Origin of the sequence: Zooshikella ganghwensis, from assembly GCF_018263875.1 — a bacterium.
Taxonomy (GTDB): Bacteria; Pseudomonadota; Gammaproteobacteria; order Pseudomonadales; family Zooshikellaceae; genus Zooshikella; species Zooshikella ganghwensis.
This window is the reverse complement of record NZ_JAEVHG010000002.1, coordinates 456,439-469,780: the sequence shown is the minus strand read 5'-3', so window position 1 is coordinate 469,780 and position 13,342 is coordinate 456,439. Positions and strand designations below refer to the sequence as shown.

Below are 13,342 nucleotides of genomic sequence, written 5' to 3'. Positions count from 1 at the left end.
GTATAACATTGGAAGATAAAGACCTTTGTCGTTGATTCATCAACTAGCCAGTGATGAGATTATTGATGAAGCCTTTGAATGGTTGTGTAAAAGCCGAAAGGATAGTCATTACAATAATTCCGAATGGCACAGCCGTTTTCATTGGCAAACAATCAAACACATCATTCAAAAACGGTTAACTGGCAGAGACTATCATTTTCACCATGTAAACCCTGCAAAAAAAGACAGGCAGTGCATTGGAGTTAGAAATGCTCAAGATGCGTTAGATCAAAAAGCAATAACATTGGTACTTACAACAACGTAAAAGCTGTCTATTAGCGCCTGCTGCTATCACTTAAAGGGACATGGTGGTTCCAAATCACCGGTAATAACAACCGCTTTACATAGCAGACGTTAAACCCGTGTAATAAAGTCTGATGTGAATTATTATTATGCCAGTATTGATCATGCAATATTAATAGAGCAATTACGCAGGGTAATGAATGATGAAGTTGTTTTAGATTTAATCACGCAATTTTTAAATCATTTAGATGATGTTAATGGTGAATTATTTTTCGTTGAAAAAGGGATTACTAAAGGCTCATCATTAACACCCTTGTTAGGTGCTTTATTTTTAGCTGAGTTAGATAATCAATTAACCAACCATGCCAAACAATATAATTTAGTTTATGAGTAGAGCGCCTGCGGCTTTTTTAAATAAAAAGCGGATGATTGGGTGTTACTTACTAAAACCAAGCGTCAATTAAGAACCGGCGTAAAACTCATGAATCAGGTGCTGAGTGTGTTAAAAATGGAAAAAGCACCAGATAAAACATTTATTGGTCGAATTACTAAAGGGTTTATTCCAGGCATCCTGCCTTTCACCCTTCGGGCCAGCTAAAGCTGTTCAAAATTGTTCCTGACAATTTTGTGACTGGTTAGGCTATCGCTTGGGTCCATCCGCAGGGCTTGGGGTGTTGTTAGCCGAAAAAACCTTGACAAACCATAGAGATAAACAACTTCGGCTTTATGAGCAAGCAGCTTCTGTTGAAGCGGTGAAAACGTATATCAAACGGTGGTGGCAGTGGGTGAGAAGCGGAGTGAAGTTGGATGGGGCGCTTGAAGGTTGTTTGGTGGCGTTGGCTGCTGCGGAATAATTTTTGGGTGTCCTGTTTTTTACACTCTGTCTTTTTTTGACAGAATACACTCAGCCACACATAACAGGAAGGCAAAATATAAATGGAACAAAAACATCCAGACTGGTTAAAGTCAGATTCTAAAAACTCAAAGACCTCAGTTAGCACCCGTGTAAGCAGTCTCAAACTAGACTTGAAAAACCGTGTGATCCCAAACATAAGACAATATTTGAACACGCCACTCGCACGGGAAAATAAACACGAAATGGAATTAGAAGAAGAGCAAGAAACCGCCAGCAAAAACATGGACAACCTTAAAAAAGCCAACTTCAAAACTGGTACCAACGCCGGATACGTGAGTGCATTCAATTATCAAGGTTTAGGGTGGCTAACCTTCAATAACCAGGGAGTGTATAGTACCGAGCAAAACGAAGAGAAAATATACCCAAAACTTGATGCTAAAACACTGCATAAGTGGATTACTGAAAAAATGACGAAAAATAAAAAAGCAAAGAATGAAGATGAGGCTACAAAAATGTTAAGCTCACGGAACAAAGACTACAACGCACAGCTACAAGACGTAGTGACTACCTCCGTGATGCATGCGGAAACTCGAGCAATTTTCCTTGCACAAATACTAAATGTAGCGCCGGCAGAAGACAACACAACGCAGCTACCCTATGCGCGACCAGTAATAGAACATCAGGGCAAACAATCACAACGCGACCAAAACTGTATGTTTTGCTCACTCTACCATCGCTGGTCCGGCTTCGCTTACAAACCACACGAGGATAAAATAATGTCGTGGCGAATACCAACACCCGCTCTGAAACGTGAAGCAATATACGTAACAGAACTAGGTACGTACTTTCCCGATGACACATATAGCGCATTTAAAGACTGGAAAGACTACATCGCAAATAACTTCACAGCCTCCAGCGGTTTGAACGATGACATCGAACCTCATGAAAAGGAAATGACGAATCAACATATTATAAACGCTCTAGTTGGTGTGTGAAAACAAATCCAACAACGAGAAAAGCACTTCAACAACTCGAGAACGGAACCATCGAGGAACAAATACAGGACATGAAGCCTAGCGACGCGCCTACGAAAATACTAAGGAGGATAGAAGGAAACCCGAAGATAGTACATCACGATTCAAAACGCTAAACTTAAGGACGGAGGGAATACACAAAATAAAACTCATGACTAGCGCACGACAAGAAGCAAGTAGCAAAGCGTACCAACAAACGACAACTGAGTAAAACAGTGTGACGGTAGTGCGTTCTAGTGAGGGGATGATCGGGTGCCGGGCCGCAGTAACAAACATAGGAAGTTATGGATAGTTAAGCGGAGGGCAGTATGATAGGAGGCATTCGCTATCGATGTTTGTGGTTATGCAGTGAATGGGCAATAATTTTAATGTGGTGGTGCGAGTCGAGGGTGATAATGGACAGCAGTGGTCGGATAAAGCCAAGTCAAAGTGGCGGTGAAATTGATTTAAAGGTAATCTATTAGTTAGTCGTTGGTTATCCAGCTAGGCAAAACCTTAGCACGATGCAAAACTACAAGTCGTTAAGGAGCTTGAGGCTGAGTGGCGTGATCGCTTAATGAATAAGAGCTGGTTTATGCGTTGCTAAAACGAATATATGGCCCGATGAGTCAATGAAGAAGACAATTGCAAAGGCCGCTTTTATAAACAACACACCGGGTGTTTTCCCCTATGGGGCCAGCTAAAGCTGTTCTAATTTATTCCCGATAAATTAGTGAGAGGGGGGCTTTAAACGTAAGGCATTATTAGATGAGGTGGCTATTTTAACCTGTATGCCTATGTGGATTTAAATCCTATTCGCGCGAAGTTGGCGAAACTCCCTGACAATTCTGACTATACGTCAATCCAAAACCGGCTTGAGCGACTACCTGAAGTTAACGGAACACAAAAGTCTAAACAACAATTACAAACGGAGGCAAAAAACAAAAAATGTAATAACTGACCATCAACCTCTGTATCCGATACAGAATTTAAAATCCCCACCTTATTACCCTTTATAGGGAATGAAAAGCCGGAGTGTTGTTGACGTGCACGAAGGCATTCCCTTTAATGATGTTGATTATTTTGCTTTGGTAGACTGGACTGGTCGTGCGATGAGGAATGATAAAATCGGACATATTCCCAAGCACCTATTACCCATTCTTGAAAGGCTCAATATGAAGCCCGACGAATGGCTACCCACAGTGAAACACTTCAGCCGTCGATTTTCTCGATGCGCGGGCGCGGTTGATCATATACGCCACTGGTGTCAACATCAAGGAAACGCCAGGGTGCGGGGTATTGGTACCAGTAAGCGGTTTTACACTGAACCTGTTCTATAAACCTATGCACAAACGATTAATAACCGGAGTGCGTGCCTAATGTGGCATAGTGCTTGTTGATTAACGGGCCAAATAAAAAATAACCTTCGCCTAATAGATTGCCTTTTCATAGCGAAACAAAATAATTCATACCATAAATTATAAGCTGCATTTAGTCTGACTCTTTACCAACTCGTTATTGGCTTGTCACAACTCCCTTGATTTAACCAAAAAAACAGAGACGGAAACTCGTAGGACAACCTATGCCCAATCAATCCCCTTTTCAGGCAGCCATTGAACGCAGTGGCTTGCGCCAAACTGATCGTATAATAACAGCGTTAAACCCAACGACGGTCGCTATTGAAGAGCGGTCTATGAAGGATTGGTTGGGTTTTTTAAATGCATTTGCCAGCCAATTGCCATTTATAAACCAACAAAATAACCAAGCAGGTCATTGGGATAAATTATTTAGCCTGCCTGCTGAAAAATTATTAAATTATTTTAATGACCCAGAGGCATTATTAAGTGGCGCTGATGTTGATCATAATACCCAACAGGTGCTAGCAAGTTTTCAAAACCCTGCATTGGTTTTATTATTAACGTTTTTACATTTATTAAAACAGCCAAAACAAGATTTAGCCGCCATTACTCAACGCCATTTTGATTTTTATTATCGACAGGTGTTGCAGTTGAGCAAGCAACCAGGCGTGGCTGATAAAGTGCATGTGGCATTGGGGTTAAATGGCGGTTATCAAGAACAGGCCTTAATGAAAGGCACCTTATTTTTGGCTGGGCAAAAAACCGATGGCTCGCCGCTGCATTATCAATTAATTGATAATACCAATGTTAACCAAGGCAAATTAATGGCCGTGCGCACCCTGCGGCGATACGACAAGTATTTTACGTTAAATGAAATGCGCCGCCATTATCAGCAGGGGTTTGTTAAAGTATTACACTGGGTTTTAGGGCAGTATTACCAAGGGGATGAGTTCCCCCCATACCCGACAGGGAAGTTTTGGGATGAAAGTGTGTCGGTGGATTTTTTATTGGAATTACATGAGCAGTATGCCCCGACCCGTGATGGTAAGCCTATCCCCAGTGAAGCAACCCATTATATCCGCGATCAGTTGTATTTTAGCCAGGTAGCTGATTTTTTTGCCTGCATGGAACTACTCCGCCGGCAACGGGCCCAGCAGGATTTACCCAGTAAGGAAGAGTGGGCTGCTGGCTGTGCACTGCTAGAGCAGGTTTGGCAAAACAAACAACAGCAACAAACCATGGTGGGCTACCATCGGGAGCGGGAATCGGGCGGGCTAATGGCCATGTTCCGCCGAGCATTAGGTCAGCCTAACCCAGGTGATCCAATGCCTGCATTGCCTGGTAATCGCGATAGTTTCGATTCGTTGTATTTAGATTTACTGCAATTACCGGCAACTCACGATCAGTATCTGTTGGCCAGCCGTTATGTGGAACAAGCCCTGGGCATGGGCGTGGATGATTTTATTGCCATTATGGTAGTGAAACAGGCGGATGACTTTGGTACTGCTACTCCAGACCAATGGCAGTCGGTGTATGCCAAGTTAGAGCAAGCGGCACAAACCAGTAGCCAACAAGCCTATACACCGGCCGGGTTTACGGATACCCGCTGTTTGCACCCGCAACGCATTGAAACCCCAGAAGGCGGCGGGCAATTATCGGCATTTGCCAGTGTTGGGTTGAGTCAAGATCACCCTAGCCTGACTGCGATTACTGATCCCAGCGCTTTTTATGCCCCTGGGGTTGCTATTAGCTCACCTTTGCTGCAGTTGGAGTCTGGGGTGCGAACCATCGAGCTGACCTTAGCCTGTAAAAGCAAAGGCTTCCCATTAGAGGATTTACAGCAGCTAAACCAGCGTAATCAGTTGCCTTTTGATATTCGCTTAAGTGGGTCAGATGAGTGGCAAGGGTTAGTTGCAAGGGGAGGGAATGCCAATGCCCAGGTTGAGGTAGACCAGCTAGGGGATGAGCTGATTAAGCGCTATGGCAGTAATCGTCTATGGCTGCTGGTCACTTTGCTGGGTACAAGGGTTAATGAAAACGATGTGTTGATATTGGATACTGGCCACCAGCACTATTGGGGTATTTGGCAAGTGATGGCCACAGCGGATGTAGCCTCAATCCAATCCACTTCAGCAAAAGGGGTAACCCAACGCCAGCAGGCCGTGAAATTAAGTTTTCAGGGGCGGCTAGATAACCAGTGGTATAGCGGGCGGCTGCGGATTGATAACAATGCCCAACCACCCGCTTCACTTCGGCTGGTGGATGTAGCCAGTAACGATTTAACTCGGGCTACATTGGATGTGGCCAAACAAGAAGTGGTGTTTAGCCAAGGGGCCGACCAGCGTTTTGAAGACAGTGATGTAGGGGAGTTTATTGTTTGGGATGGTGGCCAATTGCTGGTGATTGAATCGGTGGTTAATGGTAAAGCGCAGGTTGTGACTATAGGTGATGCGCCTTTATTAGAAGAAAGATTTTGGTTTCAACAATACCCAGGGCTAACTTGGCAGCAGAGCCAGTCATTGGCAGGGAGTTACTCAATCTCCGGCGCTGAATTTGCTCCAGATGACAGTAAAACCGAGGCATTTACAGCGGCTGATGAAGACCGTCTATTGCAGTTTAACGATGGCTTGGTGCTGCTAATTAATCGGCTAGTGCCGAATGATGAGCACGACCCTTCTAATAATGGTGCAGGCAATAATTCAGGCAACAGTAATTCAAATATCGCCGAGCAACGGTTTGCAACGGCCCGCACCAAAACCTTAACCCATCGTCTGCCAGCCCCCTTAGCTTTTGGTGAGCCAGTACCTTTGGAGGTAGAAAAAAAAGCGGCTTACCCTGGGCTAAGGTTCACCTTGGTGTTACCTAAGTCAGCCCCGGCGGTGATGGCACCTGGCCCTGACTTTAAAATGGCGGGGCTGGCAAAAGGGTTGCCGGTGCTTGAAGTTCGCCTAAAAAATGAGGTGGCATCGAATATGGCTGGGCCACAGGTGGATATCCCTTATGAGTTCTTCCGCCAGGTTCGACTGCATAAAGCCAGCTTAAAAGTAACCGTGGCGGATATTCAGCATTTACGGGTAAAAACTGATATCGCATTAATGGACCCAGCCAGCCCTTTTGAGCCGTTTGGTTTTACGCCAGTGGTAGGGGCCAATTGTTATTTTGGTTGTAATGAGTTATCGCAGAAAAAACTGGATAGCTTATCGCTTACTTTCCATTGGGCAGGGCTGCCAGCAAGCTTTGAGCAGCATTACCAGACTTATACAGAAGCGGGTTTATTAGGCCTGCCCACTAAAGTAGATGAAGACAGTTTTACGGTGCAGTTAAGCCAATACAGCAATAATAGTTGGTTAGCAATAGATAGCCCCAAGCCTTTGTTTAAAGCAGATCGCCAAGGTGTAAAACAGGTGGCGTATTTGCAAGGATTTAATCGCACTGGTTATTATCACTTATTAGATGGGGAATCCAGTGAGTTAGTGGACCCGTTAGATTTTCGTCGCTATTTTCGGTTGCAATTACAGGGACCTGACTTTTTTCATCATTATTATCCTTCACTCACCAGTATGGTGGCGGCTAAGAATAGCCAGCAAGGTACTACCACGGTGGTATACCCTCCTTATACGCCTAAATTGAGTCGGTTTTCAGTAGGCTATACGGCCTCTGCCGTGATTGACCCGTATGCTGATCATTATGCCAGCGATGTCCATCAGTTAGTGCATTTATACCCCTTTGGTAGTTTGGATATCGTGCATACTTTAAATCAAGAAGCTCGCCTATTAGGCAGTTATTTATTACCCAAACTTGTGGATGAAGGCAGTTTATATTTGGGCCTTAGCGGCACTAAACCTGGGCAAACGCTGAATTTATGGTTGCAAACGGTGAATGGCACAGGCCGGTTTGGTTTGGGCGCGCCCACTTTGCGAATAGCCTGTCGAACCTTGCAAGGGTGGCAAGCCTTATCAGCAGAGGAGTTTTTGGGGGATGCTACTCAAGGGTTAACCCAGCCGGGGCTGCTTCGACTGCGGCTGCCGTTAGCAGCTAGTGCAGAAGGGCCATTAATGGATGAAGGTTTATATTGGTTAAAAATCAGTGTCACTGATCGAGCTGACGCAGCTAGCTGGTTAGAGGCCATTTATGCCCAAGGGGCTTTGCTGGTTGCTGTAGATAAACCCGAGAGTATTAACCCGGTTTTAGCGGCTGACTCGATTACCGGCTTAGTAACGTCATTGGGGAGTATTGCTGAAATAAAACAGCCTTATTCATCTTTTGGGGGACGCTCCCCTGAAGTGGATGAAGCTTTTGCCACCCGAGTCAGTGAGCGGCTAGGGCATCGGCAACGGGCCGCGATGTTGAGGGATTATGAGCAACTGGTGCTGCAGCAATTTCCCGATATTATATACGCCAAGTGTCTTGGTTATGATGAGCAACAGGCGAATAACCAATTGGATGAAAATAATCAAGGGGAAGTGCGGGTAATGGTGTTGCCAGATGTGACCCATCTTGCCCCTGATGTGCCGTTAGAACCCCAGGTGAGTCAAGTGACTTTAAATAGCATTCAACAGTATTTACAGCCGTTAACCTCACCTTTTGCGCGGCTACAAGTGGTTAACCCAACGTTTGAACAAGTGTTATTCCGCTTAGCCGTACGATTTTACGACATGAGCAGTGCAGGTTATTACCGGCGCCAATTAAATCGTGCCATTCAACAATTTTTATCCCCTTGGGGTTATCAATTAGCAGAACGGCCAACAGTGGGGGGCATTATTTATCGGTCGGCATTAATTTATTATTTAGAGGGATTAGAATATGTAGACTATGTGGCTGTGGTTGATGTGTATTTGCAAAACCCGGGGGCGAGTGATCATGAATTAAATTATGGCTATATACCGGATGGTATTGTTCGCGTGCGGGTGCCAGATGGTGTTATTTCATCAGCACCTAATCATATTATTGATACGATCACGACGGCTGTTTTTCAAGCAGAAGATTTTCAGGGTATTGGGCATATGATTGTTGGGTTAGACTTTCAAGTTATTGCGCCTGAATATTAACTACTATTTTCCCAAATTTTGAAATTATTTATGCGAAATATATGAAGTAGTAGGGTATGTCTTCCACTGCTCTTGAAGGGCCATCCATGTCACAGTTACAGAATACCCTACTACTTCATACTACAGGTATGGAACTCCACTAAACTTTATAGAAGATTTTATCTATTGTTTTTAATTTAAAAATCACTTCTAGCTTTTTTATTGTTTAGGGCACCTATAATAATTCACAAACTGGATACTCAAAGCGAATGGCTTTTAAGCGCGGCCGTCGAATGATGAATCTCCAAGGAAAGTCAACTAAGTTATTCGAGAAGAGTATAGAGTATTTAATAATGAAGGAACCTCTAATTATTAAGGATGAACCATTGCCTCCGAGCAGTAATTTGCAATGGTTACATAATGAAGGTATTAAAACCCTTGCTAAGTTAGCGCCCGATACCTGGACGGATCATAATACGAGTGATCCCGGTATTATGCTGTTAGAACAGCTATGTTTTGCGATTACTGAGTTAGGGTTAACATTGTCTTTTCCTATTGAGGATTTATTGGCGGTTAACCAAAAACTCGATAGTTTACAAACCAAACCCAAAAAACAATTTTTTACTGCTAATGAAATTTTAACCTCATCGCCTATCTCTCGTTTGGATTTACGACGGGTGTTGCTTGATCTTGAGGGTGTCAATAATGCTTGGTTAGAGCCAATTGGTCAAACGCAGCCCGTCATGTTTTGGTTGCCTCATTTACAGCGCCGTAGTTGGGTGTCGCAACGGGGTGCTAAGCCCATTAATTTACATGGTTTATATCGTGTTATTTTAGAGCCAAAAGATACCACTGTTGATGTGGCTGCCTTAAAAAAACAGGCGATAGCAGTATTAAATGCTAATCGTAATTTAGCTGAAGCCTTTGTTGAGATTATTAGTTTACCGGCAGAAACGCTGAGGTTGCGGGCAGCGGTTGACTTGGCAGAAACGGCTGTGCCTGAACAGGTATTGGCTGAATGTTATTGGCAAATACAACAGTATTTATTGCCATCCCCCCACCATCAATCATTACCGACGTTACAGGCTCAACAGCTTGCACCTGATCAAACCCATCAGGGTCCTATTCTACATAAAGGTTTTATGCTTGCTGAGCAACTGTTGCTTACCGAAAGACGACAGGATGTACGTACATCAGATTTAATAAAAATAATGATGGAGCAAGGTGGGGTCAATACAATTCGTCAATTGATGGTGACGTTACATGATTATCCATCAGAAAAAGACTGGGAACCCTGGAGTATTCTACTTTCTTCAGGGCGCTCTACCCATTTAATTCCCATAGCAGAATTAATTGACCGGCAAGAGCTAACTTTTTATAAGCGAGGCAATTTACTCAAACTAGATAAACAAAAAGTGCTGGATTATTATGCAACCGTTGTTGCTAAACACCAGCCAGAAAAAGCGGTTTATAGCGATTTACCGATTCCCTATGGGGATAGCCTGGTTTGGCAGGATTACCGTTCAATTCAACATGATTTACCCAGTATTTTTAAATTGGGCAAAGAGCCATTACTGGATCATTCTAATCCAACCCAATTGGCACAACGTAGTCAATTACAAGCTTATTTATGGTTATTTGAGCAAGTGCTGGCTATTTATGGTGAGCAAACAGCTAATGCAGCGAATCAGCTTGCGGTTGAGCCGAATACAGCAAATCCAGTAAAATTAGTCACTATACCAGGGCGTGAATTTTCGGTTGATACAGCAAAACTTGAAGCAAAAATTATCGCAAGTCAACAGGGTGAATATAATGGCAAAAAGGGCCGGCTATTAAGCCATTTATTGGCCAGGTTAGGGGAGCAATTTCCCGATGCCACTTCTTTGCAATTGACTGAAGAAATCTATTGGGAAAAACAACAAAATTATCTAACTGCCTGCGCGCACTTGGTAAGTAAGCGGTGTCAGGCCATTAATTTACAACAACCCAATAGTTCAACCAATAATGGGCTAGGGGCTGTTAAACGATTAAGTGCATTATTGGCATTAAATGAGCAAAACGGTGAGACGCTTACTGTTGTTGAGCCTATATTGCTGCGACCCGCTGGCTTTCCCATTCAGTCCATTGAAGCACAAGGTCAGGACTTGTTGTGTGTTTCAAAAAAACACCAGCTTAATAACCATGCTTCAGTTGAATTAGTCAATGCCATGGGGTTACAAGGCAAGTACCCTATAAAAAAAGTTAATGATGATAGTTTTATTATAAATGACCTGTCATTAGGGGCACGATGGCAGCCTGTAACACGTCAAGTGATTGAGCAGTTTAGCCAAACGGCGCTGGGCACTACAGCTTGCTTTTCACCTGCCCACGGTTTAAAAAACAACCAATTAATACAGCTAATGATTGCTAATGAAGCGTTTGGCCGTTGGCGAGTCAATAAGATTGATGAAGATAATTTTACGTTGGCTCGTCCGTTTCAGCCTAAGTTTGCATCACTAAGGGGTGAATGGCGTCGTATTACTGAAGGTGCAATTATTAACCCAATTAATAAAGTCAAGCTGAGTGATACCGTTTGGGGGCTACGTTGTTTTAGCAAACAGCATGGGCTGAGTGAGCAGGATGCGATTGATGTATCGTTAACCTTATTGGTTAATGATACACCTGGTGATGTTATTCAGCAGAATAAAGTAGTCGTTGTTAAAGTAGTGGATGAGCATAATTTTGATATTTCCCTATTAACTGGTTTACCAATAACAGCCGATGACAATATTGTTAATATTAGTCAAGGCCATTGGCGGCATTCTGCAAAACTACCCATTACCAAGCTGGAACAAGTAGAGAGTGCTGGGCCACAGCAAGATCAGCAAGCGTTACGCTGTTTTGTTCAAGAGCATGGGCTAAATGCTAACGATCGAATTGAGCTGTTTATTGGCGGGCAATTTTTAGGCGTGAACCAAGTGATTGGGAGTGAGGCGTCAGGTAATACGGCATATATAGATATTCAGCGTGAGTTCACTATGCGCTGGCAACCTATTCAGCAGTTAACCCAAATTGGCTATAATAAAACTAAGATTACCTTGATAGAAAAGGCTCAACATGAATTAGCACCCAATGATTGGGTGGAGTTATTAACGCAGGATAAACCACCTTATTTGTCGTATGGGTATTTTCCTATTACGCCGATACCTGAAGATAAACAATCTTTTTATATACCAAAACTATCAGCAATTAAGGCAACTGAAAATAACCAGCAACCGACCCTATGGTGGCGAAGGGTATTTCCATTAAAAGGGTTTTATCCTAAGCAGGAAGTAACAGCCAATAATACTATAAATAATTTAACTATATTATTCGTACCTCAGCGGCCTAGCAGGGAAATGAATCAAATTGAAATATTCATGGCCAGCGAAAGTGTAGGTTTTAGAGCTTTTGCCGGGGATAAGTTTGATAATAAAACCTTGCAATTAAATAATCAGCTCAATTTAGCCGCCAGCTGGGAAATATTTAGAGATAATGAGGTGACTAGCCCAAATACTCCATTTGAAATAAAAGGATTTTGGCAAGGGGAGGGTTTTACAGTATGCCTGTCAGATCGTATTAAAACCGCGGCGAACCCCAGTGGTGAGTTAGTGACCCCTGGCGATGTTATTAAAGTAAGTCAGCAGGGTGCACCGCTTGGGCTTTATACCGTTACCCCTGTAAGCAAAGATAAATTACCCGATTATGTGTTAAGTGCTTTAGATCAGCAGCAGGAGCTATTGAGTTATTTTCAGTTGGATCGCCCCGTAGATTTTAGAATGCATTGGCGTGATGTGAATGATTTGATAAATAAGAGCAGTTATTTTCCCCGAGCGGGTGTGCATTTTTTTGCTTCCCCTGGCCATGGTTTAACTAAAGGAGAGTGGGTAGCTATTAGTGATCGTGCTAGTGATATTATTTCCGATATTCAACAGGACACCGATAATCAAGGGGTTTATCATGTGACTGAAATTGAGTTAAAAACAGAGGGGAATAGTCAATACTCGGATAGCTTTGGGGTAGAGCTTATTACAGGACGCTGGGGACGATATGGCAATGTAAGTGGTTTTGAAGGGACTAAAATAGATTCAAATGATAACTTTCAGTATACCCTCTGTTTAGCTGACAAACACAGTTTATTTAAAGGCGATAGAGTACACCTTTTTGATAATACAGCTATCACCGGTGATTATGAAGTCATTGGTTTAACAGCCAAAGGTTTTATTATTGATCGTGAATACAGCGGCTTAAGGCTAACATCCCCAGCGGCAAAATGGGCCGAAATAAAACACCTAGCTAAAATAAGGAAAAATGGCTCGGGCGGGATAACTTGCCAAGCTAGAAATCATCAATTAACCGTAGGTGAAGCTATTGTTATCTATGATTTGGGTGGGAAAACCCAGTTTATGGATGGTGAGTACGCTTTTTATACAGTAATGAATGCCCAAACCAGTCAATTTAACATTGATAAATCACTTTATGCTATTCGTTCTTATCAACCTGATACAGCTGATCCTTTTTCGATGCGCGTAGTTTGGGTATTTCCTGCAGAAAAAGGTCGTTTTCAAACCAGTGAATTCCGTCAATTTGTTCAACAACTAATACGACAGGAAACTCCTGCTCATTTAGCTGCGCAATGTTTGTGGTTGGATCAAGCAGGATTAACTCTTTTTAATGCAGCATACCAACAATGGCTAGATGGCCTTACAAACACAGCTATATCAGTCACTGAAGTGGAACGAAGGAAAGCTAGGCTGTTTGAGATGGTTACTTACATTTAAAGGCACC

Annotated in this window: 8 protein-coding genes; all 8 read left to right on the top strand. The window is 43.1% G+C overall.

Translation table 11 applies throughout. From position 1 onward, the window contains the following. Positions 1-25: 25 nt before the first annotated feature. The 8 genes from KHS79_RS05870 to KHS79_RS05835 all read left to right on the top strand — a co-directional run bounded on the left by KHS79_RS05870 (position 26) and on the right by KHS79_RS05835 (position 13,335). A complete protein-coding gene (locus KHS79_RS05870; protein WP_212717461.1) occupies positions 26-304 on the top strand; it encodes a hypothetical protein in 279 nt (92 codons plus the stop codon). A 174-nt stretch (positions 305-478) separates the two neighbouring features. Further along, positions 479-676, top strand: a complete 198-nt coding sequence (locus KHS79_RS05865; protein ID WP_212717459.1) for an RNA-dependent RNA polymerase family protein — start codon at positions 479-481, stop codon at positions 674-676. A gap of 39 nt (positions 677-715) precedes the next feature. Then, complete coding sequence (locus tag KHS79_RS05860; RefSeq protein ID WP_212717457.1) at positions 716-880, top strand: hypothetical protein; 165 nt, start codon at positions 716-718, stop codon at positions 878-880. 49 nt (positions 881-929) lie between these two features. Continuing rightward, on the top strand, positions 930-1,136 hold the full coding sequence (locus tag KHS79_RS05855) for a hypothetical protein (RefSeq protein ID WP_212717455.1): 207 nt from the start codon (positions 930-932) through the stop codon (positions 1,134-1,136). Between the two features lie 82 nt (positions 1,137-1,218). Continuing rightward, positions 1,219-2,133 (top strand): hypothetical protein, encoded by a 915-nt coding sequence (locus KHS79_RS05850; RefSeq protein ID WP_212717454.1) that lies wholly within the window; start codon positions 1,219-1,221, stop codon positions 2,131-2,133. A gap of 1,040 nt (positions 2,134-3,173) precedes the next feature. After that, the gene (locus tag KHS79_RS05845) at positions 3,174-3,491 is read left to right on the top strand and encodes a hypothetical protein (RefSeq protein ID WP_212717453.1); all 318 of its coding nucleotides are present in this window, start codon (positions 3,174-3,176) and stop codon (positions 3,489-3,491) included. Between the two features lie 242 nt (positions 3,492-3,733). Then, positions 3,734-8,557, top strand: a complete 4,824-nt coding sequence (locus KHS79_RS05840) for a baseplate J/gp47 family protein (protein WP_212717452.1) — start codon at positions 3,734-3,736, stop codon at positions 8,555-8,557. A 332-nt stretch (positions 8,558-8,889) separates the two neighbouring features. Beyond that, positions 8,890-13,335, top strand: coding sequence for a hypothetical protein (locus tag KHS79_RS05835; RefSeq protein ID WP_212717451.1), 4,446 nt, complete (start codon positions 8,890-8,892; stop codon positions 13,333-13,335). The last annotated feature ends 7 nt before the right edge of the window (positions 13,336-13,342 follow it).